Here is a 25,747-nt window from a genome sequence, read left to right on the forward strand (position 1 = left end):
TATGATAGAACGTAATGTTGTAATAGGCATTGATGGAGGTGGAACGAATACAAGAGTCATGGTATGTGATCTACAGGGGAACGAGCTTGCTTATGCAAAGGGAGGCTGCGCTTCCAAGTATAAGGACGAGAAAGCGTCTGATCATGTAAAAGCTACGATTGAGGATGCACTTGCGAAGGCAGGACGAGTTTCAACTGATGTGGTCATGCTTGTTGCTGGAATTGCAGGCTACGAATCAGAAGCTGATGATGCATGGATTACACCTTTCACTGACTTGCCGGGACTCGATTGTACAAAGCTACACTTGAATAACTCGGACATTGCTCACGCCGGAGCACTTCAAAATAGGCCAGGTATTATTGCTATCGCCGGAACGGGTACCATGATCATGGGCATCAATGAACATGGCAAGCGCATTCGGAACTTAGATTATCATCAATACGCATATAGCGCCGCACGTCACCTCGCCTATGATGCTGTGTATGAAGTGCTTGCAGGCCATCAAGATGATTCAAACAAGACGCTGATCACGGAAATGCTTCAATATTGGCAAGCGAGCAGCTTGGAGCAATTGCAGGAACTTGCCAGGCAAGGCTTCCATCCCGATAAGATGAAGCGCGATCAACGGTTCGGGCAGTTCGCTCCACAAGTAACAAGAGCCGCAGAACTGGGTAGCAGTGTTGCAAAACGTGTATGCAACCGCGCTGCAGAGCAGCTCCGATTGGGTATTGAGCTTGTAGGAACCAATTTTACTCAACAAAACATTGAGGTCGCTCTGATCGGCAGCGTCATCTGCAGCCCCTATATGAGGGGTAAGCTGACAGAGTTGCTAATGGCAAATGAAAGTAAACAATATCGCGTAGTTGAAACGAAGTACCAGCCTGTAGTCAGCGCCATTCTTCTAGCCTATAAGGCGCTGGGCATCCGTACAAGTAAACTTTGAATTTAGATAGTATGATGCTTTGGGCAATAACTTGGCCCCTTTTGAAAGTCGCTATTAGCGGTTTTTTTAATTTTGTTGTTTTATAAGAGAAGAACGATAAAATTGTATTAACTGGAAACTTTCTAATTTGATTGTGTTAAGCTTTCTAATAGTGATCTCATTTAGAGAGAGGGATGTTACTTGAAAAGATCCGTATTATATATTGAAGATAATGAAAAAATCGGCAGTTGGGTAAAAGAAGAGTTGGAACAGCGAGGATTTTCAGTTCAGTGGCTGCTTTCTGGTGAAGGAGCTGAACAAGAAGTAGATCAGCATGAAATCGTTATTTTAGATATCATGTTACCCGGTTTAGACGGTTTTACGGTGGGAAAACGATTAAAAAAGGCAGCTCCTGCTGTACCTATTTTGCTGTTATCTGCTCGAACATCGATAGATGATAAGGTAGATGGTTTACAATTTGCTGATGACTATTTAACGAAACCATTCCATACAGATGAATTAGTTGCCAGATTAGAAGTGTTAATCCGTCGAAGTGGTGAAAGAACACATTCCGAACGCATTTCACTAGGACATCATATTGAAGTAGATCCAGAAGGACAAATGGTACTCAACAAACACACCGGAGAAGAGATTATATTGACCGGGAAGCAACATCAAATTTTAATGTACTTCTTACGCCACCCTAATCAAGTATTACCAAAAGAACAAATTTATGAAGCAATTTGGGAAGAAGCTTATATAACGGGTGATAAAACATTAATGGTGCATATCCGCAGGCTGCGTCAAAAGTTGGAACGTAATCCAGATTCCCCAGAGATTATTGAAACGTTGAAGGGAATAGGCTATCGGGTGAAACTATGAAACAGACTAGATCATTATTTCGTCATTTTCTAAAAGGACATTTTCTATTTATCTTTTTTCCTCCAATTGTGCTTATTTTCTTCTCTGCGTCCATTAAGTTTTCTATCAACGAAGATGATTTGAATAGGTTAAATCTATTTTACTTTATCTTACTTTTATTTGGTTTTATTATGGTCGCATTTGTTGTAATGTCTTGGCTGTTCTTCTTCAGACTTCGTAAACGTCTCATCTGCTTACAGGAAGTCATGTCATTCTCAGCACAAAATAACTCATTGCCTAAACCCATATCTGTTCAGATGGATCGTATGGATGAAATAGACCAGCTAGGAAGTTCTTTTAATTGGATGATTCAGCAACTTGAAGACAGTCGCAAGCGAGAATATGAAGAGGAATTATTACGACATCGACTCATTGCGAATTTGTCTCACGACCTACGAACGCCGCTTACCATTTTGAGAGGACATATCACCAGATTAAATAAGGAATCCATGAGTTTAGAAGGCCAAAATTCGTTAACAGAGATGAATCACACGATTACGAGAGTCGGAGATCTAATGGATGATTTATTTTCTTATACATTGCTTACATCAGGGAAACATCCTTTTGCGCCCGATTCAACCGATATTGGACGTTTAGTAAGAGCATCTGTTGCAGCGTGGTATCCTGCATTTGAAGAAAAAGAAATTCAGCTCGATGTTGAGTTACCGACAGAGGAGACTTTTTATTGGGAAGCAGATCCTAAATGGATGACACGGGTTCTGGATAATTTATTTCAGAATATTCTTCGCCATGCAGCGGAGGGGAAATATGCAAACATTGTGGTGGATGTAGAAAAAGAAAAGATCATCATTGTAGACAGAGGTCCAGGTATGGATCAATCTTCCTATGAGGGTGGAGCGGGGATTGGTTTATCAACCTCAAATTATATGCTGAACAAAATGAAGCTGAAAGCTGACTTTACATCCAATGAACATGGTACAAGCATAGTTATTGGTAGAGCTTAACCTAAAGTTAACCCAGAAGTAAACAGCATGATAACCGAGATGTAACTTTGCTTCTTTATAATAAGAACCATAACAGAAAGGAAGTGTTATGGTTGCTTACCATTAATAACCTAGTCAAACATCGCGGAACTCAAAAAATCTTATCAGGCATAAGCTTTAAAGCTAGACCAGGTAGAGTAACTGGTTTTTTAGGTCCAAACGGGGCAGGTAAAAGTTCAACACTTCGCATCCTGCTTGGATTAGATCGTGCCACCTCAGGAAGTGCACTCATTAATGGGAAGCCATTCGCAGAATTACATAATCCTCTAGCAACCGTAGGGGCTGCACTTGATGGATCTGGAGCTCACCGTATGCGAACAGGGCGGGCACACCTAAACTGGATTGCTTGTGCCGCAAGATTGCCTCGCTCACGTGTCGAGGACGTTCTGGATATAGTAGGACTTACTAATGCAGCTGATAAAAGAGTTGGGAGTTACTCCCTTGGTATGGGAAAGAGACTTGGAATGGCAGCTGCACTACTTGGTGATCCAAAAATATTGATATTAGATGAACCCGTAAACGGGCTCGATCCAGAAGGAATTCGCTTTATCCGGACTTTTTTACGTAAACGGGCTGAGTCTGGAAACACGGTGTTACTATCCAGTCATCTCATGGGGGAGCTTGCAGAAACTGTGGATGATGTGGTGATTATTAAGCGTGGAAAAATCGTTGCTGATGGAGCATTGGAAGAAGTCATAGGTAAGCATGCCACGCTAGAAGAAGCCTATTTTGCCCTAACATCTGAACAAGCAGGTGATGCTAGATGAGAGCATTCAACGCGGAACTATCTAAATTGTTCTCCCTGCCAGGCATCTGGCTTGCCTTTCTCATTGGAGCATTTGCCCCAGCGGTCATTGCTGCCTTGGACAGTATCGTAGAAAAAGAGGAGATTATAGCTGGAGTCAGCACACGGCTATCGGAAGTTGGCTATATTGGATTAGGTCTTGGAGTACAAGGTGTCATTATCCTTGGTGTGCTTGCTGTCAGCAGTGAGTATTTGACAGAGAGTAGTGAAACTGGCGGAGGACAACAGATTACAACAAGCTTAACTGTTGTCCCATCAAGGCTTCATTTTTTGCTGGCAAAAGCAGGCGCTGTAGCCGTAATTAGCATACTGCTTAGTATTGTTGCTATTATAACAACGGTTTCAGCAACCAATCTTATTCTTGGCCAATACGTCCCTGCATTCGAAGCATCTAGACTTATCGGCGCAGTTTACTACTGGACATTCACTGCTCTTATAGCGTTTGGGATGACTGTTATAACTAAAAATGGCATAATCCCGCTTGCTGTGCTCATCATTAATTCATCCGTTGTATCATTTAGTGTCCTGCTTTCTAAGGTGACAAAGTTGGCGTTTTACTTACCGGATCGGGCTGGCCTTGATATGTTTATGTTGATGAGCGACAGATTCCACACCCCGTTCAGAGGCGGTTTAATCATGACTGTGTGGGTAGCCGTATTTTTCATTGTGGCCATTATTATTTTTCATAGGAGGGACGTTGCGGTATGAGTGTCTCTTCTAGTAAAAAGCTAACCTATATCCTTCGTGCTGAACTGGGTAAATTAGTTACACTACCCTTGATATGGCACACTCTTATTGGTGCATTCATTCTTAATTTAGTTTTAGCCGCTGCGTTTACTTCTGCGGGTCTTCAAGAGGCATCCGGAATGCAAAGTATACTGAATATAGGACTGGCTTCAATGGGCTATCTTCAAGCAGGGTTCATTATTCTTGGTATCTTAGCTACTTGCTCGGAGTATACTGGCGGGCAGATTCGAACTACTTTAACCACGATACCTTGGCGTGGGTTTCAATTATGTACAAAGCTTTTGGCTTTGGTGATGATCACCGTTCCTGCGGCGTTTATTATAGCTGCATCAGGTGTCCTATATACTTTCATTATGATGAGAGACACAACAGTCGTGATCCAAATAGACACAATGCTTAGGACATTACTGGGAGCAACAGGCTATCTAACATTAACCACACTTCTCAGTACAGCTATTGGCGCTTTATTAAGACGAACCACTCCTGCTTTAGTGATACTGCTTGGTTATTATTTCATTGTCAGTCCATTATGGAGAGATTATCTACCTGGTATTAGAAATTATTTTCCGGATACAGCCGGGTACTATATGTTTATGCCGACTTCATCTGATGAAATAAATGTCCTTAGCCCATTGCAAGGGACAGGTATTTCTATGTTATGGACAATGTTCTTTTTCACAGTAGCTATTGTGTTTTACCGTAGACGGGATGCCTAAGAAAAATGTTAAATTCAAAATAAATCACAATTGAGAAGGAGGAGACACATGAAGGAGCATGACAACCTTATCGTTATAGAATTCAAGAAACAAGCGAAAGACTTTTCAAATCAGGCATTATCTTTCTGAATGGAATAAGATTCCAATCATTATAAAGCCGCATTTTATGCGGTTTTTTTTGCTTGAGGCTGAATTCCAGATATAGCGTTAGCCAGAAGGGCTTGTCGTCATAAGCTGCCGGACATGCAAATAAAAAATCATGTGAGAGCAAACATTATTGACAACTTAGCTACTGAGTGTTACTTTATAGCAGTAGTAAGTATCACTTGATACCAGTCATACAGAATAGTGAAGGGTGATTATACTTGGAAAACCTAACGGAAATACTCAAAGGGGTGCTTGAGGGCTGCGTCCTTGAAATTATAAGCCGTAACGAAACCTACGGTTACGAAATCACACGGCAGCTGAACGCTCTCGGCTTCACAGATGTTGTGGAGGGAACGGTGTATACCATCTTGGTCCGGCTTGAAAAAAACAAGCTCGTACAAGTCACCAAAAAGCCCTCAGACATGGGGCCGCCGCGCAAGTTTTTTGCGCTCAATGAAGCGGGGTACGAAGAGCTGCAAAGGTTCTGGGAAAAATGGGAGTTCGTATCATCCAAAATTAACGAGTTAAAGGAGAGAAAGCAATGAATTTTTGGGAGAAAATCACTGGCAATGACATGACAAAAGAGTTCAAAGCTTTTGAATTGCGAGTCAAAAAACTGCCGGCTGATTATCAAGCGGCATGGGAAAAAGTGAATGCCTATCTTTGGCAGCACTCCGATTTCACCGGTCGAAACCTTATGCCAATTTTTGAAGGTGTGATTAGCCTGTTCGAAGAAACGGCGGCAGATGGTCAACGTGTTCAGGACGTGCTCAGTGACGATATCCGAAGCTTCTGCTCTGCGCTGGCCAGTGAAGCAGGGGCTAAGTCTTATCGCGACAAGTGGCGCGATCAGCTTAACCATAATATCGCTAAAAAACTAAGTGAATAGGAGGGTAAACATGAGAATACGAGAGATGTTTGAAGCTAAAAAAGAGTGGCGAGCACACATGGCGCGTGTCAAATCGCTCCCGCAGGATTATCAAATTGTCTATAATGAGATCCAAAAATATATCTTCAAGGTTGGTCCAGTGGAACTAAACGATGGGATGGGATTGCTCTCGGGCATTGTCGATCTATTCGAAGAAGGCGCTGCCTCGGGAAAAGGTGTGCTTGAAGTGACGGGCAGAGACGTAGCGGCTTTCTGCGATGATCTAATCCAAGATACAAAAACTTACGATGACATCTTTCAAGAATCTGAATCTGTTAGATGGGATCGGGATGGAAAAAGCGATTAAAGTAAGTGGTCTGCTAATTAGTCCGACCGAACGCCGCAGTAGATGAAATGCTGACCGGACTCGACCAGAAATACGCATTGAGGTGTGGAGGATCGTCAAGGAGCTGGCGGATGGCAGCACGACGATTCTCCTGACCACCGCAATATTTAGAGGAAGCCGAGCAGCTGCCGACCGAGTAGCCATTCTTCATAAAGGTAGAATAGTTCTGAACGGCACCTTGCAGAGCAAAAAAAGCTGTTCCATCCACCGTGGAGTATGTGGAGAAACAGCCGTCATTAAAGGGGTCCCCACCGAGTCGATGCCCCAGATCGTCCGCCCCTTTGCTGTTAATATTAATTGTCTATCACTTCAAAGATATAGGGTGTATTGCGATAATGATGCCCATAATTTAGCCCATAACCTGCTATGAATCTGTCTTCGATGACAAACCCTTTATAATCTACATCGATATCTGCTTGTCTGCGTGAGGGTTTATCGAGTAGTGTACAGGATTTTAAGCTTTTGGGCTTTTTCTCTTTAAGATACTCAAACACCGTTTTCATCGTGTGACCTGAATCCAAGATGTCATCCACGATCAGGACATCATATTCTGATAGATCCAGTGCGAGATTAGATGAAATGTTGACCTTCCCCGTACTAGCTTTTTCAAAGCCATAGCTTGATGTTTCCATAAATTCTACCCTAACAGGGACCGTTATATAACGAACAAGGTCAGCTGTGAAAATAAAACTCCCCCTTAATAACGAAATAATCAGGAGATTATTATCATCGCCTCGGTAGTCTTGAGAGATCATACCAGCCAGTTCTCTGACCTTAACGTCAATATCTTCTTTTTCAAACAGTATATTTTGTTTCATCACTTATTCCACCATCCCTATCCTGATTCATTGAAACCGCTAAAAGACAAATTGAGTAGCAAAATTACTAATAAAAAGTATGGCAATGATGTAAAGGGCAGGGTGAACCTCTTTCCCTTTCCCCATAAGTAGCTTAATCAGCGGATATAGAATAAAACCGACTGCCATTCCATCCGCAATGCTATAAGTTAATGGGATTAATACAATAATTAAAAGTGCTGGAATGCTCTCTGTTAGATCTTTCATGGATATGCTCACAATATTTTGCAGCATAAGAAGCCCTACTAATATGAGAATTGGCGAGACTGCACTAGCCGGAACGATCTTGATTACGGGAATAAACAGTATGGAAGCAAGAAACATAAAGCCAGTCACAATACTCGTTAACCCGGTTCTTCCGCCGGCTGTAATCCCGGCAGCTGCTTCAACGGATGCTACAGTGGGACTTGTACCGAATATTCCAGAAGAAAGAACTGAAACAGCCGTAGCTTGAAGTGACTTCTTACTGCTTTCAGGGCGGTTTATCATGTTGCTATGTCCATGAATCAGCCCGATATTTTCAAATATAATGACCATCGCAAAGGTGAGGGAGGTTATCCAGAAAATAATATTCCCTGCTTGATCCCAAGATATTTGACCAAACACAAGAAGGTATTCATCAAAAGAGGGCATGGATAAAGAGGCTCCCTCTAAAGAAGCTCCTCCAAGCCAAAACGATAGAAATGAAGTGATGATGATACTTAGTAATAGATTGCCTGGTACATTCTTGATATATAGAACGATTGTAATAATCAAACCGATAAAGGTGACGATTATCGTCGGGCAGCTTAAATCCCCAATGGCAAGAAGTGTATGCTCACCGCTAATGATGATGCCAGCATTCTCAAAACCAATTAGGATCAACAAAATTCCAATCCCTATGGTAATGGCTTCTTTCAAGGAAGCAGGAATTGCAGTAGTAATTACCTTCGCTAATGGTGTAAAGGCTACCACTACAAAAATCAAACCAGAAACCAGGACCACTGTCAACGCTTCCTGCCAGGTAAAGCCCCCAGATTGAACAATGGTGTAGGTAAACATCGCATTAAGACCCATACCAGGAATAATGATAAAAGGGGTATTGCCCCAGATTCCCATCATCAAGCATCCAATAAAACTACTTAATATGGTTGCAATTATACCTGCCTCCATCGGGATACCTGCTACAGCCAAAATCGTGGCATTGACAATAATAATATAGGCCACAGTTATAAAGGAAATTAAACCAGCAGAAATCTCTCTTCCAATCGTTGTATTGTATTTATTAAATTTGAATAAACGCTCCACGTTAATCAACCTTCCTTACGGTGAATATCAAATGAATCGGAAGTAAATCATAACATGGACTTAACTATTCGAAAAATATATAATTTGAATAGCATCTATATATTTTTTGTATAGGAGAAACAAATGGACATAAAACAATTGCGGTATTTTATAGCCATAGCCGAGGAGAAGAATATTACAGCTGCTGCCGTACGTCTGCATATGTCTCAGCCGCCTCTAAGCATGCAGTTAAAACAATTAGAGAATGAACTAGGTGTTCGATTGTTCGAACGAAGCGGAAAAAGCATGGAACTAACAGATAAAGGAGTTGTACTTTATCAAAAGGCTTTACAGCTTTTGGACAGTGTAGAAGAAATGAAAAATGAAATACAGGAAATCGAGGAAGGAAAAAGAGGTGTCCTGGCACTGGGTATCAATACGATATCCCTTTCAGGATTCTCCGACATTGTTCAATCCTTCCACCGGATGTATCCACTAGTTTCTTTGAAAATTGTTCAGAATGACTCCTTATATTTAACAGAGATGATTAAAACAAGGGCCATTGAAATGGCATTTGTACGCCTGCCGCTAGAACAGCGCGGACTGACTTATCACCATCTGGTTAACGAGCCATTTTTCTTCGTATCCAATAAGGAAATACAGCCTATTTCGTTAGAGGAGATTTCCCGTATCCCTCTTATTATTCCAAGTACTGAAGGATTAGGTATCTATAGTACTATTCTTGAGGCTTTTGCAAGACAAAATCTCCAACTTAACAAAATGTTTGAGTGCTCCGACATGCATACATTGATGGAATTAGTTAATGGGGGAGTTGGCGGAACAATCGTTCCCCAATCAGTTCTAGACGTCTATAAGGACAAGGTACTCTTCTCATTTCCAATAAATAAAGCTGATCTGATATCGTCTGCAGGAGTCATTTGGCTAGAAAATCATTATCTCTCTACACCAGCCAAAAACCTGATCGAACTCACGAAGGAATACTATAAGCTATCAAATGAATAGCCGCCTAGCAGAAGAGACCCGTGCTCCCTGGCATGATTGCAAGTAAATGCCTTTATTCTGTAAAATGCTTTAGTTACACCCATCCCGCATACATAAAACCAACGGCACACATGTCTTCAGAAGTCACTCGTTTCACATCGCAGTTTTTGGAAGGACCTGCTATGATTTTAGGTAAAGTCTCGCATAAAGGCAATAGCAATGCCGTGACGGTGTCGTCCAAGTGCAACGCCATGGGGGACCAAATACAGCTTATACGGTCAATGGGCTCATATCCTATAACGGCAAAGTGTACAAAATGAATCCAGGCCCACACCCTTAGCGGGTTGGGAACCGAGTAACGTGCCTGCGCCCTGGCAGATACAACCTTAAACGCAAGCTTTTGAAGTGCAGATAGGCCGCCGCTTACATGAGCGGCGACCTATCGCGATGTTTAACAGGTTAAGTGACCTGATCTGAGGCTGTTCCGAATCCTGCTTTAAATCATTTTGAAATCCCTATTGATCCTGGAACCTGCCCCAGTTAATCCAGTCGATGGGACGAAAAAGAGGAAACCGAAATAAAGACGATTAAACGCATGATGGACACCTATACTGGGCAGACGGACGCATCTTAAACGCGCTCGAGGAGAGTGGGACGAAGAACAAGGACCTTCTGAAGCTGGTGCGGCACATCAACAGTACGGTGTTTTTAGATGAACCGCTAACTTACCGCCTTGTCGTAGGGCTGTTATTAGTCGTTGTAAGTATTTTTTTCGTGAATTATCGCAGGAAAAAGGTGAATGGTACATTATTCGATAGAGCGCAGTCAAAATGAGTAGACAAAACACATAAGCTAAAAAAGCCGCGTAACAGCGGCTTTTTTATGTCATCAACTTCTATCATAAATTGCTTGATTTTCATATACATGCCGATTATTATTCTCGCTATTACGCCATGCAGGAAAACCAATTATTATTTTTTTAACAGGTTAATATGATCCAAATCGGTATTGCTGTTAAAGATAAACTCGATTTTGTAATCACCGCGGTTATAGGTTAGCTTAGTTTGTGTTTTATCACCGTTTTTGATCCTGTTCACGGAGCTGGGAGCGTACCAGTTCTGCTTGACCATTTCTATCGTAATGCCTCCGATATTGGTATGACGCTCTACATTCGTGCCGAAGTAGCGCATTTCTTGGATTTTGTTTGACTTATATAAGAAGGCATAACCGGGACTTCCCATATTGGCACCGTAAACATCGAACGAGCTTGCATTTTTACCGGGCTCCGTAGGCTCACCGATCTTTTGGATGACATCCTGCCTGGTGCTTTCACCAACCGTGAGCCCGCTCACTGCACCCGGAAATTGACCTTTCAGGGCCGGCTTATAAAAGCTGTTCAGCGTTTTTAAGGGGGTTGGAACCGCATCATCACTTGTGCTTACAGACGCGGCTTCAGCCTGATGGTTAGGCAGGACCGCTTGCTCCGCGCCGATGGAACCCAACCCAACGACAGCGGCCATGGAGGTTGCCAGCAAGAGTGTTTTTGAAATTGTCATGATGTATCCTCTCCTTTGTAGCATGTATATACCACACATGATTTTTTCTAAACATGCATACGTTCATTACATTATAGGACCGGGATTAGAGAGCGACGTTTACAATATAACTAGAGGTGTTTTTTATGACAAACAAAATAAAAGCATTTATTACAATCGCTCTAGTATTGAGCGCTTGTTCTAGTGCTGGTATTAACAATGAGCAGGTACTACCTGGGGACCAAGAAACAGCACCAAATCATAATTCAAATCAAAAGCAAGAGCCGGACTCTGACGTAACTACTGATGATCCTGAAACTAAAACGGGAAATCCAAAAAAAGAGAAACTGGATATTGATAACATTGAAAAATGTGAATGTAGAAGGGGATCTGGAGAAATCAGTAGTGCATATGTTCGAAGCCCTCCAGAAAAATGATGTTAGCGCGAGAAATCGACTAACTGCCAATTAGATAAGTTTCTAATTCATTAAGCTGACAGGCAGGATAGTTCAATCGTTTCTCGAATATTTTCTTGAGTAGTATAATTTTATGAACTTTGTGAATTTAACCAATTTTACCTCCGCTGAATCAAAAAAAATGGTAGACGCACTTCACGAGAACGGTGGAGATGTCTCTTTCACAATTTATCCTGAGTCGAATCACGACTCCTGGACAGAAACATACGATAATCCGAAATTATATAGCTGGTTTCTAGGTCATTCTTTAAAGGTAAGGAAATAAGGTTGTTTTACACTAACGGGACAGCGATAGTTCAATAAAAGACAAGAGCTGCCGGTCAAAGTGATCGGTTGGCTTTATTTAACCTAACGAGCAGTATAGTTACAATGATAAAGGAAGGTGTTAGGCTTGCTAAGTGAAAATAATCAAAATAAACTCGCGCGGATCGTTCACGATTATCAATTCGAACATGCGATGGATTATTTTAAAGAGTCTTTGCGTCAAGCCATTCGCTTCTCTAAGAAACAGATCGAGACATACAACGATATATGCCCATCCCGTATAGGAGGCGATCCGGATCTGCCCGCTAACGTGGAATGGCCGGTGAATTCTGCGGGTACTCCAATGACGTTCTTGGCACAGCTGTGTTTAAGTGAAGTGGCACCTTATGATGCAGCAGCGCTGATATCTGTAAAAGGCATGCTGTACTTTTTTGTAGGAATAGATGAACCTGCATATGGAATCGAGCACAAGGTGCTGTATCTATCCGAAGACAAGCTCCATGAAGCAAAACGTTACGCTTCACCTGAAGTGACTGCCCTTGAGGTTAAATTTACTGGATACCAGGTAAGCGCTAGATCAACGATGGAGCTTCCCAATTATGGTTATGTGGATTACGATAAGGTGGAAGACGATGAGCATGATTATGATCTGTATGAAGAGTTATGTTTTGAGTTAAATGATGAGAGCTCAAGTGATCTGGCAGTAATGTTCGGTTATCCATCTACCCAGCATGGAGATTGTGAATATGAAGCAGCTCTACATCTGTTGACCGGCAAAAAGTATAGCCATTCAACGGATTTAGCATTGGAGCAAATCGCAGATCATTTCAAAGGTGATTTGGATAGAGCGAAACAGGAAGTGCAGAATACGCTATTGTTGCTTGCGCTAGATTCCGATCAGGATGTAGGATTCTGTTGGTGGGATGCTGGAGAATTGCAGTTTTATATTCGAAGAGAAGATCTGCTCGCAGGGAACTTCGCCAACACGTATTGCTCCCTTTATTCGAGCTGAGCCAGAGAAGTCGATGACAAGGAAATATCTATAACAACAGAAGAATATGACATCAAGTACTTCTAAGTTGATTGGAGTGACCGTTTTGAAATATTTAAAAGATATACAGGAGCCGGGAATGGGAACCTGGTATTTTGAAATTGATAACAACGGTGTGGTATACAGACAGATGGTTTATCATGATGACGGTATCTGTATTACATCGAATCGAAAGCATGATCACGATCATTACATGCTGGTAGAACATCCACTAAATCCGCAGGAATCCTATTACAAGGAAATTAGTCAGGCGGAATTCGAGCAACTCTGGCACGAGCAGCTTAAACTCGGTATGGAATACTGGTATCGAACCAAAAGTCTGTTCCCTGTCGGGACTCGAGTGGAAGGGTATATAGAAGCTTTTTTTCCGCAAGGTACCTTGATTAACTTACAGGAACCTCAGGCCGTAGGTATAACGGACACTTCCGCTCTGAAAACGATAACCCCTGCTGAATGGTTGTACCCGCGCTATCGTGTGATCGCCGAAGTATCTGGATACGATGAAATTAATCAGTGGGTACTTCTTACCCCTGCTGAAGTTATGGGAAGTCAGTATGAACAGAATGAGGGATTGTAATGGACAATAGATTAATGGACCGCATCAAGGGTGGAATGTACGGTGTGGCTGTAGGAGACGCTCTTGGCGGAACAACTGAGTTTATGTCGGAGCGGGAGATTAAGGAGAAGTATGGTTGTTTGACGGAAATCATCGGCGGTGGGGTATGGAACCTGGAACCGGGAGAAGTAACCGACGACACGATGATGACGCTTGCCGTAGCTGATGGGATACTTGAGAATGCGGAAGAGCCTATGGAAGCGATCGGGCTATTTTTTATGGAATGGTACCAATCGCGACCAAAAGATATAGGAAACATTATTCGTCGTGTTTTTGAACAATTTGAAGGTGACTGGTTAGAATCAGCTTTTGTTGCTCACATGGACATGGGGCAGAGCGGAGGAAATGGCTCGCTCATGCGGTGCCTGCCTGTAGCGCTAGCTTATAAAGAACTAGCTGATATCGATCGAGTGACGATCATGCAGTCTCGAATGACGCATTATGATCCCAGGTGTGCCGAAGTCTGCGTCATGTACAACCGAATCGCTCACCGTCTGCTGCAGGGGGAAGATTTAGGTACGTCTATTAAGGCTGAAGTGGCAGGAAGTGAATACGAAGAAAATTTAGAAGCGCTGCCGGATTGTCCGCCAAGTGGGTTTATCGTATATACTTTCCGATGGGTCCTATATATTTTGCTTCATACATCCAATTTTGAAGAAGTCGTGCAGAAGGCGGCAAATCTAGGTGGTGACTCTGATACAATCGGTGCCATTGCCGGAGGGTTGGCAGGTATTTATTATGGCTATGTCCGTATTCCAGCTCAATATGCAAATGCGATTCTCATTAAAGAAAGACTGGACCGTACGATTTCGAAGCTATATGTAATGAAGACTTCATGATGAAGAACAGTTGAGGAGCATCCCCATACAGCTGACTTAAGGAGAGAAAGTACATATGGGCAAAAAGAAAAAAAACTTACCAAATCCTATAACTCTAGAACAGCTTGACTACTAGTAATTTATTTAGCTGAAGTTCAATAATTTCGCGAATATTCTACATATGGGGTTATTTACGAAGTTCGTAGATAAGACGTTATAAGAAATTGCTGTAATGGACTAAAAACTAAATTTAATCTGTAGGAGTTTCCACATATGGTTGAAAATTATAATTTTCAACCAGGAGTTGTTACTTACAACCCATATAATTTAAATCCAGATGATTTGTCTGACCTTAAATGGCTAAATGAAGACATGGTACAAGTAGAGTATCCGAATGGCTATTTATTAGATGTAGGTTGGTATGGGAAAGCTTTTACACTTAATGGGGTATTTATGATTTGTATAGTTAAAGATTATAAGTGGGACAATCCAGTGTTTATACAAAAATACAGATCAGTAACTGAATTATATGAAGGAATGCAAAGAATTATAGAAAGAATTAATCAATTAATAAACCAATGAAAACAATAACAATAAGAATATTTGCAGTAATTCGAAGATGTCAGCAACTCCATATAACAAAGTTTTCACGCATCGGCAGTCAAGCTGCCTCGGTCCCGGAAGATGGAGCTAGAGTAGTAATTTGCCGGGACACATCCGCACTACCTAACCGCATCGCGGCCGCTTACATTCGTTCGCTTAAAGTGGTGGGACGTCGTAAACACAAGAACGTTATATGAAAGTGCGAAGTCAAAATGAGAAAAGGAGAGTTCTAGAATGAATGGACAATACCTCATAAATTCCCTTGTTAAAGAAAAAGAGAGCCATGAAACATATGAAGTAGCATTGAAAGAAGATATAGAAAAAACAGAAAATGGTTTGAATTGCAAACTACCAAAATCATATTGCGATTTTGTATCACATTTTAGCAATGGTGCATTTCTATACATGATTCAAGAAGTAAGTGCAGTAGGAGATGGAAACAAACAAATCATGCCGATGCAGAGACTTTCTTTACAAAGAATGACTATCGTTGAGACTCAAGAAATGATTAATATTAAAGAGGGCGGATCTGTGAACGTAGACAATTTGATCCCGTTTTCTCTAGATCATAATGGAAATGCATGGTGTTTCATTGTGAACCAGATGATTGATGAAGAATACAAAGTTGCTTATTTCGATAGTCACAACCCCAAATTGTATGGAATGATGGACAATTTCAATGAGTGGTTAAAGGTTTTGATAAACAATAGAGAGGAAGTTATTAGAACCATATATGACGATAATGTGATTTCTATGGAACTAGGATTGGGATAAATACTAGTTTTAGTGTAGATTTCAGAGCACCATCATATAACAACAGATTTACGCGTCTTCGCTAACGTTCCTCGGTACGGGTAAGATGAATCGATGAAGTGTGCCGGACACATCTGCACTCCCTAACCGCGTCGCGGCCAAGCTTACGGCCTTTAAGGGAGTGAGACGTCGTAAATTCTGAACGTTATCGGAAATTTCTATAAGAGCTAGTTTGAAGAGCGGAAGTGATCTAATGAACAATTATTTTGTTACTTGTAATAGCATCGGTAATTACGGTCATGCCCTTACTAGGGGCAAGGTTTATGAAGTTTTCGTATTATGATGATGATAAATATCGTATTACCGGAAATCACGGTAAGAAAGTTTGGATCTCAAAGCATTGTTTTGATGCCAAATACCAATAATGATGAATTGGCAATATGATGATACCAATGCTTTCGAATTAATAGAAGTTACAATTTCTTTTACTGACAATAGTAAGCGTTGGTGTTTAGTCACTACCCCGGATAGGTCAAGGAACTATTTTTTTGAACAAGTCTCAGATCCACCAGGAATCAACCTTCATCACTTAGTAATTGTAAAGTCTTTAAATCACTACGACATCCAAAAAACATTAGAATTTCTAGACAATCAGAATGAATTAATTAATGCTAGTAAGCCTTTAGAGTAGTATTTCGAGGAAGACAGAGGCGTCGATAACATTATATTCACGCTTCGGGCATTCGTCCCTCGGTCCGGCAGGAGTCCGAAGTGAAATCGGAGAGGTATTTCAGCAACGGGGAAGTAGAATCAGCGGGACACATCCGCACCGACTAACCGCATCGCGGCAGCTCCTTACAGAGCCTTAAGTCGATGGGACATCGTGAATACGGGACGTCCCCATACACCTGGAATGGAAGATTTGACGGTAGAGGTGGAATCGATAAGCTATTATGAAGATAATAAGATATTCGCGAGTCGTTAGAAGAAATACACGTGTTTGTAGTAAAATTCACATCGTTACATCAAAATAAAGTAAGACCCTCCAAATTGGTTGGATTTACTTTCAATTGGAGGGGAGTTATATTGAGCTCTTAATTCGCCGTATTAAAATCTTGAGCAAAATCTTTTGTATTCTTGAATTTCTCTGGTAATTCATTGTTAAATAAATGAATTTGTTTTTTTAACTCAATATGGGCTGGAAGGTTTGAATCGAATAAAGAACTATAAATATATTTTGTATTGTTGAGGGATAAGAACATACTCCCTGTTACATTCTTCATTAATCTTAATTGGAAAAGAGGTTTTGAATCAATGAATAGCAATATTATTTGGGGAATAGTATTATTAGCACTGAGTTTGTTTCTTAAGCCATTAATGGCAATGGTGGGGCTGAATGAAGGGTTGTTCGGATTGCACTGGCAAGGTGAAACTGTGTTTTCATTGAGTCCATTGTTAGTTCGGATTATTCTAGCAGTAATTGGGGTTATCATGCTTATTATCGGCGGTATGCGAGTTGCACAGCAGAAGAATAAATAGTTGAAAAGATAGAGATCACAACAATTGATCTTGCTACAATATTGAACATTTATAACCAAGGTATTGAAGACCGCAAAAAATTATTATAATCCCCAAACGGGGATTTTTTAATGTTCGTAGAACAAAAGGAGCCAGTGAGACTCTTTTTGTATTATCACGATTAACGAAATGTGAGACATCTCGTAAATCGATCAATTTAATTTTCACTAAGAAACACAACTCGAATTCTGTCGGGGGACAAGATCCTAGTCCGATTACCGATTAGATGAGTTTTTAATTATTTACACTTAAATTATTAAGCTAACATTCTCAAAATGATGAGTTAATAAAGAACGAGTAGTAATTTAAGTTACATAAATTATCTGAAATAATCAATCCTTTTAATTGAGAATTGTTATCATTTATTGTATATTAAAAACGATACATATAATTGAGTACGGAGGATATATAATGCAAATATACTGGACTAAAATAAATAAGATTATTGAAGAAACACCGGAGGTTAAAACGTACCTGCTCGACTGTCCGAAAGACTTTACATGGGAAGAAGGTTCCCACACCCACTTCGCACTGGAAGGTTTTAATGCCGGAGATAAACCAAACCGTGGCCTGATTCGCCACATGTCAATCTCTACTTTACCGCACGAAAAATCAATCGGTATCACAACACGCATCAGAGAGCAATGCTCTGAGTTTAAAACGATTTTAAGAAATCTTAAAGTCGGCAATGAGGTTGCCATATTTAAAACTCATTCGAATGTACCGCTCAAAAGAGAAGACAAAAATGTTTATCTGCTGTCATCAGGTGTCGGTCTGGCAACTTTCAGACCGCTTGTTCTTGATTATTTCGAACGTGCTGATAGCGTCAATCAAATTCATTCCCTGAACATTGATTCATCAAGAGATTTCTTATTTACTGATATTTTCCAATCGGTTCCTGAAAAGAAGTTCACATCACAGTTCGTCGATAATCGTAAAGACTACTATGAAGAAGTGAAAAATCTTGCTAAAGACAAGGATGGACTTTTCTATGTTGTCGGCAGCGACGAATTCCTCGTTCAGAACATTGAAGTACTGCGTGAGCAGGGCATCAAGCCGGAACAGATTATGCTCGACAAGCGTGAACAACAACTACATGAGTTTTTATCATTTTGATTTGTCAATTTAAGTTGTTTCGAAGCAGCAGAGTGGATTTATTGATCGATATAAAGTGATTAAGATTGAGAACTAAATATGCATAATGTTCTAATAAAAGAGTTTAAAATAATATAAAACTACTGAGAAATATGGCTTTTGGATGTATATACCCTAAGCATATTTCTTTTCTATTTGGATACATCTAACTTTTTGGCATTGTCTAGTCGTATCAAAAAAACTCCATATAGCCGTAGTTCCTGGCTAAGCATAAGATAACTAGACCGGTAAGAGTAAGTGGGAATCTTATCAGCAATGGACTAACAAACCTATTAAAATATGTTACACTATCCCATATTTGTGCATCCATGGAGGAACTTATAAAACTGTAGATCGTTGAGGACGATATTGGGATATTGCAAGAGTTATGCAAGATGAAGGGCATAAGCTTACGGAGTGTCATAACGGAGAAGAGGGCTTGCATTAAGCATTGTACGGCGAGTTCGATTTAATTATTTTGGATATTCCAGAAGCGGGAATTGGCATCGTTGAGCTCTATGTCCGTTATCTTCGGAAGAAGCTGTCTTCATGGCTTGCGGATCAATCCAAAGCGTAAGAGGTTTGGGCTACATGCTCAGAACAAACTAGGAGTTTTTCAAAGGGAAATCAAAGGATAGAGGGGAGATTAGTGCATGAACCTTGTAAGACAGATGTTTAAGAACACCAGATTGACTATTTTATTGGCAGCAGGATTACTTATCTTGCTGATTGTAGGAGGTTTGTTATGGCAGACCCAACATCAGTCAGAGAGCTTCGACGCATTGATTCAGAAGATGGCATTTGATACGCTTAAGGATGACCCTGAGAAACAGCTTTATTTTGACATGAAAAATGTGGAGGGAATCCGATGGGACCCCACTAAGCTTACGGACCTGTCGGATGCCGATTACGAACAATTAAACGAAAAGAGAAATGGTTTTCTCAGAAAATTGAATGACTATGATGCTGCCAAACTTTCCCCGGAAGACAAACTCACCTACGATATCCTCAAATGGGACCTAAGCGCTTCGCAGCAAGTATATAAATATAGGGATTTGGACACGAATGACTACCTTTCCCTATCCATTTTCCCACCGTATTTCGCGAACAACTATCCGATTCGCAACCAGGCAGATGCAGAAAATTATATCGTTGCACTGAACGGGTTTTCGGATAAAGTCGCGCATGTCATAGATAGAATTCAAGACAGACGAGAGAAAGGTATGATCCCTGCTTCTGAATTTCTTAAGGAAATGCTCACGAGTTACAGCAATTTGCGGAATACGAAACCGGAAGAAACGATTCTGTACAGTTTATATGAAGAGAAATTAACCAAGTTAAAACTCGATCCCTCCGAAGAGGAGAAGCTGAAAAAAGCATTAGCGCAAACTATAACCGATCATGTACTGGCTTCTTACGGCAGGCTTGCCGATGTAATCGAGAACGATCTTATGAAGCAAGCATCCGTGAGCCAAGGAATCTGGAATCAGCCGAGTGGCAGCGATTATTATTCTGCAAAGCTCAAACTTACTACGGGTACGGACCTCAGTCCTCAGGAAATTCATGAGATCGCTAAACTCAAGGTAGAAGAGATCATGAAAGAGCTAAGAAGCAGGGCTTCGGGTCAAGCACAGAGTACATCTGCAACCAAATTCCTAACCGAAGATGAATTGCTGCAAGCATTAGATAGCAGTCTATCAGATGCTACGCCCTACTTGTCCGATTGGTTTGAAGAGGAGCTTATCCCGGATCATCCGGTGGACGTGCGGGACTATTCGGCTCTTTTCGCTTCGGCAGGTGGAATGTACATCCCCTTATCTATAGATGGTGATAGGAGCGGGAGATTTGTCATTCCGCTCGAAAACCCTACCTCCGAAGAAATGGTTAAAATGCTAGCGTTGCATGAGGGTATCCCAGGACATCACTTTCAATTTTCGATTCAATATGATCAACCAACCATTCCATTCATCCGCAAAATAATGATGACACCTGGATACGTAGAGGGATGGGCGGTTTATATGGAAAGCTTATGTGCGGAGAAGGGCTTGCTTGATCGGGACACGGTACTACTCCGTTTGCTGGGTAATTCCATAGGCACAGTGTTAGATACGGGGATACATGAGCTGAGATGGACAAGAGAACAAGCTAATGCGTACCTGGTAAGCATGATTGGAACGGAAATGAATGCGTGGATTGACAGCGCCATTGCTTTCCCTGGACAATCAACCAGCTATACCATCGGATATGATCAATTCCAATCCCTTCGAGAGAAGGCGAATAGCGAACTCGGGGACCACTTCGATATCAAGGCATTTCATTCCGTTCTTCTTCGAAACGGTAATATGCCATTCCATATACTGGAGGAGCAAATGGATCAATACATCCAATCCGTCAAATAAAGGAGAGCAGGCCCCGGTATGGTTAAACGCACGCTGGTAGGAAGCGAAATCTATAGCATTAATTAAGCTACCATCTCCCGTAAGTTCCAAGAACTTGCGGGAGTTTTTTTATATTGCTCGTTATAATTCATACAGATTGTAACCTTTTAGAAGTCATGGATATCTAATTAGTAAGATTGATTTTATAAGAAAGTTCGATGTGAAGGGAGGTTATTCTTTGGCACCGGAGACAGAACAGGAATTAGAGGTTAAGCTCGCCAAGAGAGGAAACCATGAAGCATTCATCAAATTGATTAAGCCATTGGAATTGCAAATGTACAACATAGCAAAGGTCATTCTAAGGCATGATGAGGATTGTGCAGATGCCATGCAGCATTCAACATTCCAGTCAAGATCAGTGCAGCGGATCGTGTAAGTTTAAAGTCTGAAGAACCTAAAATCCATGATGATATCCATATGAGCATTGACAACTTAACCATTACTCCGGCTACCATGCAATTAATTGTAAGTATTCGGTAGATCAGGACAGGGCCTTAAAGAGTTGAATCAATCCATATAGGGAAAAGTTTAAGAGAAAAGAGCGAGTAGGAATGGTTAACCAACCCTGCTCGCTCTTTTCACTATTAGATTAAAATGAACAGGTCCTCTAGTATTGGTGACTTCCGTAAAGCATTTATTGAGTTTTAATGGTACCAATATCAAGGATCAATTTACTGGCAAGATTTACTTTTTATAATGTATGGGAGAATATACCTATAAAAAATAAGTACAAAGTGGTAATATATTCTTATTATTGGTAAGTTTAATTGGTATTTAGGGTCTATAAGACCTATAAAAAGTAGAAAACAGCTAAATTCCCATGGGAAACAAGTACATACATCAGTCGAGGGAGAAAGAGAAAATAAAGAAATTAGCTTTAATATCATTAAAAAAGAATATTGGCTGCTAGCATGATGGAACAGGATCTGCTGTAGTAGCAAGTGAAAAAGCAACGGCGGAAGTTTTACTGAATACGAAGAAGATGAAATTTCCGGATGCAGAGCCGTTCTAGGATGATGGTTCCATTTCGCTTCCTTTCGGAAGCCTTAGGGGCAAAAGTGTCCTACTCCAAGAAAGGAAAAATAGCACAGGTTGGGATCTAAAGTAAAGATCATAGGGTGGACATGACGACTGGACACACGGCCGCTTTATGAATCTTTTCAAATTCTGAATTTAGGGATTGACATAAAGAGAGAGGTTGAACTCTCGTTTTATGTGAACTTCTAAACAGAAGTTCAGAGGTAAGGTTTACGCAAAACCTTAAAATGCGAATCTAGAAAAAGGAGAACAAGAAATGAGGAAAGCGAAAAGGAGTAGGAGGGTATCATTGTTTCTATCAGCCAGTCTCCTACTAGCAAGTTTACCATTCGGGGAAGGGAGGGCTTCCGCTACTGACAACACGGATACGGTTACAAATAGTATACCGTTGTCGGTCTCCGAGGATAGCCAAAATGCTATAGCTGCTGAAGAGGTGCTCTTTTCGAAACCAGGTAACTTAAAAGCAACGACGACAGAGCATCAGATTAGTGCTACTTGGGATGCAGTAGAAGGTGCACAGAGTTATACGATGACCTTAGACGAGAATATCGTTTATAACGGTCCAGAACCAAGCTTCATTTACAAGAGTGCCTTTCCGAATACGGAGTATGAGATCGCAGTTTGGGCTAATGATCACGTCGGTACACCAAGCGAACAATCAATATTGACTGTGAAAACCAAAGAGATGTTGACACCTTCAAATCCAATGAATTTTAGAGTCACTACAGATGAAACTTCGCTTACTGTTAGATGGGAACCTGCAGAAAGGGCTACGAGTTACGTGGTTGCCGTAAACGACCAGGAAGTTTATAGAGGGAATGATCTTTCTTACAAATACACGGGCTTAACACCAAAAACGCGTTATGCTGTAGAAATCTGGTCTGTCAATGAACATGGAACAAGCGGCAAACAGCTTAATACAGTAAATACAAAGGATCCTGATAAACTACCAGCTCCAACCAACTTGAAGGTTGAATCAACTTCAAATTCAATCACACTTTCCTGGGATCCCGTTGAGGGAGCAAATACATACCTCGTTCAAGAAAAAAATGACTTGGTGTATCAAGGACCAAACACCACTTTCACGTTAGAAAATCTGAACCCGGGTCAACCTTATTTCTTTTATGTGTACGGGAGGAATAATTCCTCAAATATTACGGTGGAGGGAGAGCCCGGCAGAATCACGGGGGTAACAAAAAGATTACCAGCACCAACTAACTTCGTAGCCATACCTCAATCAACTTCAGTTCATTTATCATGGGATCCTATTGAGAATACGAATGCGGTAGAGTACTTTTTGAAGCGTGGAAAAAAAATCATTTATGAGGGTCCTCTAACTACATTCATTGACACAGGTTTACAGGAAGGTGAAACTTATAATTACACTCTAATCGCATTGGTTGATCACACATATAGTAATCAAACTGAAACTAATACGACTACTCTAATTACACAACTTCCATACCCTACAAATTTCCGAGTGACAAATCTAGAATATAATAAAGTTCGCTTAGAATGGGATGCAGTTGAAGGTGCGGATGAATACGAGATTACCCGAAATGGGCGAACTATCGGTATTCCAAAAGGCACCTGGTGGGTAGATACAGTGGATATGGATTTTTATGGGTCGACTTTCACCTATAGAGTAGCAGCCCTTAAAAATGGAGTGAATGGTAAAGAAGCTATGAAAGAGGTAACGGTTCCGAAGGAGCCTATTCCAGGCGAAGTACCGAGTGGTACTTTTGAGCTGAAAGCCGATCGGATCTATCACGACACAGTCGACCTGAGCTGGAATCAAGTCACAGGCGCTACATATTATGATGTATATCAGGATGAAACAAATAAAGTATGGTCAGGTACGTTAAACACACTAACCGTTGGAAATGTGGGTCCGGAAGAAAGTCATACCTTTAAGGTAGTGGCTGGCAATGAAAGTGGTACTATAGAATCCAACATCATCAGTGTAAAGACACCATCGGCTCCACAAAACATCGTTATTACCCCAGCACAGCCGAAGAAAGGAACCATCACTTTCGACTTCAAAGTTATCGATGGTGCTGTGATGTATGTCGAGCGTAATCCACAAACCAAGTATACGCCTGTAGGTGATGGAACCTATCGTAAATCATACGTTAACTCTGCTACGGGCGAGAGTCATAACGATGTAATTGTTTCCCCAGTCAATGGCAAGCTGAATTTTGCTGAGACAGATGTAGATCCTAACCGGAAATACAACTATGCTATCGTTGCTGCTGTGAAGAATGCTGAGGGAACAGAAACTGTTGTAGCCAAAGAAGAAATCAGTGTGCACACACCTGCTGATGGTAGTGGGGCGACGGTTCCAGGGACTATTGTCGATCCAGGTACTGGCGGTGGTACAACACCGACTGAACCTGGTACCGGGGGAGGAAACACACCAACACCAGATCCTGGAACTGGTAGTGGAGGTGGCACAACACCGACGACTCCAACAACACCAGGAACTGATGGGGCAGATAACAATACGGTAACAGTTCCAGGAAGCATTGGTGACAATGACGCTGAAATTATTCCTGAAGAAGGTACAACAAGCTTTTCGGATATCGATAAAAGCTATGCAAAGGAAGCCATTCTTTATCTAGCATCAAAAGGAATTGTTAAAGGTTACCCCGATGGAACATTCGGGATTAAGAAAAAAGTAACCAGAGCAGAATTTGCAATCTTCTTAAACCGTGCCCTGGGATACACGTTATCATCTCCGTATGCTGGTACTTTTAAAGATATTGACCCACAAGCCTGGTATGCATCAGAGCTTAACTCTGCAATAAGTAATGATATCGCTAAAGGTTTTAATGATAATACCTATCGTCCAAATTTAGTTATTTCAAGAGAACAAGCTGCAAGCATGCTTTCAAACGTGTTGGTCAAAAACGGATCTTCACTGTCATCTGAAGTTCAATATGAAGATCAAGAAAACATTGCAAGCTGGGCAAAAGAGAGTGTGGCACTTGTTACCCAAGAGTCCGTGATGAAAGGGTATCCTGGAAACAAATTCATGCCAAAACGTTCCTTGAGTCGAGAAGAAGCAGCACAACTAATCTATAATTTGATCAAAAAGATAAAGTAATATTTCAACAAAGGTTAAGGCAGCCGATCCATCATACCGGCTGCCTTTTTTATTCTAGATGGGAAGGAAAGTTCGAACATCATTGAAATTACCTCCAGACTGTGAACCGTTGTGGTTTTAGGCATTTTGCCGGGACGGATACGGTGTCAGGAAAGAATGTTCATAGCGGTCTGAATGTTTTTTAGATCAAGCTGAATTTGCTCTGGAATATGGTAGGGATGGTATAGGCCCCGCTGCATCAAATAGTTTGTTATCTTTTCATGGGAGTCTATAGCTTCGTCGAGCTGTTTCATCAAAATTTGCTTGAGTTCTGGGGTGGCACATTCAGTCACGGCCATAGCGTAGTTTCTAACTGCACTCTTGGCGTTCATCAAAAAGTCCATTGCGATCACTTCATCGGTCAGTATATGAAGCCCTGTTATGTGTTCTATTATTGGATTCATGTTTTATCTCCTATAGGGTCACTTTAGACAGCACTCCACTAAGTTCTTGAAGCTGCTGTTGTGATAATTGCACATCTTGTTGCAAAATTTGCTTGAGTTCAGGATCGGTTACCAGAACTTGCATGGTCTGGGATTTGGTCATGCAAACCGTCTTGAATGCAGCCATTTCATGAACCTCCAACATCTCATGTAAAGCGTAATTGGAATTCATTTTTTATTTTCCTCCCGTATGT

General features: G+C 41.2%; 28 protein-coding genes. 23 read left to right on the plus strand and 5 right to left on the minus strand.

Annotated elements, in window-relative coordinates:
* Position 1: 1 nt before the first annotated feature.
* The 9 genes from C8268_RS10535 to C8268_RS10575 all read left to right on the plus strand — a co-directional run bounded on the left by C8268_RS10535 (position 2) and on the right by C8268_RS10575 (position 6,497).
* Positions 2 to 943 carry a BadF/BadG/BcrA/BcrD ATPase family protein gene (locus C8268_RS10535; RefSeq protein ID WP_106767620.1) on the plus strand — a complete coding sequence of 314 codons (942 nt, stop codon included), beginning with the start codon at positions 2 to 4 and terminating at the stop codon, positions 941 to 943.
* Positions 944 to 1,123: 180 nt separating this feature from the next.
* On the plus strand, positions 1,124 to 1,804 hold the full coding sequence (locus C8268_RS10540) for a response regulator transcription factor (RefSeq protein ID WP_106767621.1): 681 nt from the start codon (positions 1,124 to 1,126) through the stop codon (positions 1,802 to 1,804).
* Positions 1,801 to 2,808, plus strand: a complete 1,008-nt coding sequence (locus C8268_RS10545) for a sensor histidine kinase (protein WP_106767622.1) — start codon at positions 1,801 to 1,803, stop codon at positions 2,806 to 2,808. The genes C8268_RS10540 and C8268_RS10545 overlap by 4 nt, the downstream gene beginning before the upstream one ends.
* Before the next feature lie 92 nt (positions 2,809 to 2,900).
* Positions 2,901 to 3,614, plus strand: a complete 714-nt coding sequence (locus tag C8268_RS10550) for an ABC transporter ATP-binding protein (RefSeq protein WP_106767623.1) — start codon at positions 2,901 to 2,903, stop codon at positions 3,612 to 3,614.
* Positions 3,611 to 4,360 (plus strand): ABC transporter permease, encoded by a 750-nt coding sequence (locus tag C8268_RS10555; protein WP_106767624.1) that lies wholly within the window; start codon positions 3,611 to 3,613, stop codon positions 4,358 to 4,360. Before C8268_RS10550 ends, C8268_RS10555 begins: the two co-directional genes overlap by 4 nt.
* A complete protein-coding gene (locus C8268_RS10560; RefSeq protein ID WP_106767625.1) occupies positions 4,357 to 5,115 on the plus strand; it encodes an ABC transporter permease subunit in 759 nt (252 codons plus the stop codon). The genes C8268_RS10555 and C8268_RS10560 overlap by 4 nt, the downstream gene beginning before the upstream one ends.
* Before the next feature lie 383 nt (positions 5,116 to 5,498).
* Positions 5,499 to 5,807 carry a PadR family transcriptional regulator gene (locus C8268_RS10565; protein ID WP_272939346.1) on the plus strand — a complete coding sequence of 103 codons (309 nt, stop codon included), beginning with the start codon at positions 5,499 to 5,501 and terminating at the stop codon, positions 5,805 to 5,807.
* Complete coding sequence (locus C8268_RS10570) at positions 5,804 to 6,151, plus strand: DUF1048 domain-containing protein (protein ID WP_106767627.1); 348 nt, start codon at positions 5,804 to 5,806, stop codon at positions 6,149 to 6,151. Before C8268_RS10565 ends, C8268_RS10570 begins: the two co-directional genes overlap by 4 nt.
* A 10-nt stretch (positions 6,152 to 6,161) precedes the next feature.
* Complete coding sequence (locus tag C8268_RS10575; RefSeq protein WP_106767628.1) at positions 6,162 to 6,497, plus strand: DUF1048 domain-containing protein; 336 nt, start codon at positions 6,162 to 6,164, stop codon at positions 6,495 to 6,497.
* Positions 6,498 to 6,829: 332 nt separating this feature from the next.
* Here the strand turns inward: C8268_RS10575 and hpt are convergent, their stop codons facing one another.
* Together hpt and C8268_RS10585 are read right to left on the minus strand one after the other, a co-directional pair.
* Entirely contained in the window at positions 6,830 to 7,354 is a 525-nt protein-coding gene (hpt, locus tag C8268_RS10580; RefSeq protein ID WP_106767629.1) for a hypoxanthine phosphoribosyltransferase, read from the minus strand.
* Positions 7,355 to 7,393: 39 nt separating this feature from the next.
* Positions 7,394 to 8,680, minus strand: a complete 1,287-nt coding sequence (locus C8268_RS10585) for an NCS2 family permease (RefSeq protein WP_106767630.1) — start codon at positions 8,678 to 8,680, stop codon at positions 7,394 to 7,396.
* A gap of 123 nt (positions 8,681 to 8,803) precedes the next feature.
* On the opposite strand from C8268_RS10585, the gene C8268_RS10590 reads away from it, so the two are divergent.
* Positions 8,804 to 9,682 (plus strand): LysR family transcriptional regulator, encoded by an 879-nt coding sequence (locus C8268_RS10590; protein ID WP_106767631.1) that lies wholly within the window; start codon positions 8,804 to 8,806, stop codon positions 9,680 to 9,682.
* A 950-nt stretch (positions 9,683 to 10,632) separates the two neighbouring features.
* Here the strand turns inward: C8268_RS10590 and C8268_RS10605 are convergent.
* A complete protein-coding gene (locus tag C8268_RS10605) occupies positions 10,633 to 11,217 on the minus strand; it encodes a YjgB family protein (protein ID WP_106767632.1) in 585 nt (194 codons plus the stop codon).
* Between the two features lie 125 nt (positions 11,218 to 11,342).
* On the opposite strand from C8268_RS10605, the gene C8268_RS10610 reads away from it, so the two are divergent.
* The 13 genes from C8268_RS10610 (at position 11,343) to C8268_RS10675 (ending at position 25,071) form a co-directional block, all read left to right on the plus strand.
* The gene (locus C8268_RS10610; protein WP_106767633.1) at positions 11,343 to 11,633 is read left to right on the plus strand and encodes a hypothetical protein; all 291 of its coding nucleotides are present in this window, start codon (positions 11,343 to 11,345) and stop codon (positions 11,631 to 11,633) included.
* A gap of 430 nt (positions 11,634 to 12,063) precedes the next feature.
* The gene (locus C8268_RS10620; protein ID WP_234032748.1) at positions 12,064 to 12,948 is read left to right on the plus strand and encodes a YwqG family protein; all 885 of its coding nucleotides are present in this window, start codon (positions 12,064 to 12,066) and stop codon (positions 12,946 to 12,948) included.
* 85 nt (positions 12,949 to 13,033) lie between these two features.
* Positions 13,034 to 13,564, plus strand: a complete 531-nt coding sequence (locus C8268_RS10625) for a hypothetical protein (RefSeq protein ID WP_106767634.1) — start codon at positions 13,034 to 13,036, stop codon at positions 13,562 to 13,564.
* Positions 13,564 to 14,442 carry an ADP-ribosylglycohydrolase family protein gene (locus C8268_RS10630; RefSeq protein ID WP_106767635.1) on the plus strand — a complete coding sequence of 293 codons (879 nt, stop codon included), beginning with the start codon at positions 13,564 to 13,566 and terminating at the stop codon, positions 14,440 to 14,442. Before C8268_RS10625 ends, C8268_RS10630 begins: the two co-directional genes overlap by 1 nt.
* Before the next feature lie 252 nt (positions 14,443 to 14,694).
* Positions 14,695 to 15,003, plus strand: a complete 309-nt coding sequence (locus C8268_RS10635; protein ID WP_106767636.1) for a hypothetical protein — start codon at positions 14,695 to 14,697, stop codon at positions 15,001 to 15,003.
* Positions 15,004 to 15,258: 255 nt separating this feature from the next.
* A complete protein-coding gene (locus tag C8268_RS10640) occupies positions 15,259 to 15,798 on the plus strand; it encodes an SMI1/KNR4 family protein (protein ID WP_106767637.1) in 540 nt (179 codons plus the stop codon).
* A 1,293-nt stretch (positions 15,799 to 17,091) separates the two neighbouring features.
* On the plus strand, positions 17,092 to 17,316 hold the full coding sequence (locus C8268_RS10650; RefSeq protein ID WP_106767638.1) for a hypothetical protein: 225 nt from the start codon (positions 17,092 to 17,094) through the stop codon (positions 17,314 to 17,316).
* Positions 17,317 to 17,766: 450 nt separating this feature from the next.
* On the plus strand, positions 17,767 to 18,471 hold the full coding sequence (locus C8268_RS10655) for a ferredoxin reductase domain-containing protein (RefSeq protein ID WP_106767639.1): 705 nt from the start codon (positions 17,767 to 17,769) through the stop codon (positions 18,469 to 18,471).
* Between the two features lie 469 nt (positions 18,472 to 18,940).
* Positions 18,941 to 19,066: a hypothetical protein gene (locus tag C8268_RS23330; protein WP_272939328.1), complete on the plus strand. Its 126-nt coding sequence runs from the start codon at positions 18,941 to 18,943 to the stop codon at positions 19,064 to 19,066.
* A gap of 76 nt (positions 19,067 to 19,142) precedes the next feature.
* Positions 19,143 to 20,888 carry a DUF885 domain-containing protein gene (locus tag C8268_RS10660; RefSeq protein WP_106767640.1) on the plus strand — a complete coding sequence of 582 codons (1,746 nt, stop codon included), beginning with the start codon at positions 19,143 to 19,145 and terminating at the stop codon, positions 20,886 to 20,888.
* Positions 20,889 to 21,105: 217 nt separating this feature from the next.
* Positions 21,106 to 21,303 carry a hypothetical protein gene (locus C8268_RS10665; RefSeq protein WP_199794837.1) on the plus strand — a complete coding sequence of 66 codons (198 nt, stop codon included), beginning with the start codon at positions 21,106 to 21,108 and terminating at the stop codon, positions 21,301 to 21,303.
* 640 nt (positions 21,304 to 21,943) lie between these two features.
* Positions 21,944 to 22,030, plus strand: coding sequence for a stalk domain-containing protein (locus C8268_RS10670; RefSeq protein WP_234032971.1), 87 nt, complete (start codon positions 21,944 to 21,946; stop codon positions 22,028 to 22,030).
* A 224-nt stretch (positions 22,031 to 22,254) separates the two neighbouring features.
* On the plus strand, positions 22,255 to 25,071 hold the full coding sequence (locus tag C8268_RS10675) for an S-layer homology domain-containing protein (protein WP_158702717.1): 2,817 nt from the start codon (positions 22,255 to 22,257) through the stop codon (positions 25,069 to 25,071).
* A gap of 146 nt (positions 25,072 to 25,217) precedes the next feature.
* On the opposite strand, the gene C8268_RS10680 is transcribed toward C8268_RS10675, so the two are convergent.
* Positions 25,218 to 25,514 (minus strand): spore coat protein, encoded by a 297-nt coding sequence (locus tag C8268_RS10680; RefSeq protein ID WP_106767642.1) that lies wholly within the window; start codon positions 25,512 to 25,514, stop codon positions 25,218 to 25,220.
* Positions 25,515 to 25,524: 10 nt separating this feature from the next.
* A complete protein-coding gene (locus C8268_RS10685) occupies positions 25,525 to 25,725 on the minus strand; it encodes a hypothetical protein (RefSeq protein ID WP_106767643.1) in 201 nt (66 codons plus the stop codon).
* Positions 25,726 to 25,747: the final 22 nt, after the last annotated feature.

It is taken from the genome of Paenibacillus faecalis, from assembly GCF_900289175.1.
GTDB classification, from domain to species: Bacteria; Bacillota; Bacilli; order Paenibacillales; family Paenibacillaceae; genus Paenibacillus_AQ; species Paenibacillus_AQ faecalis.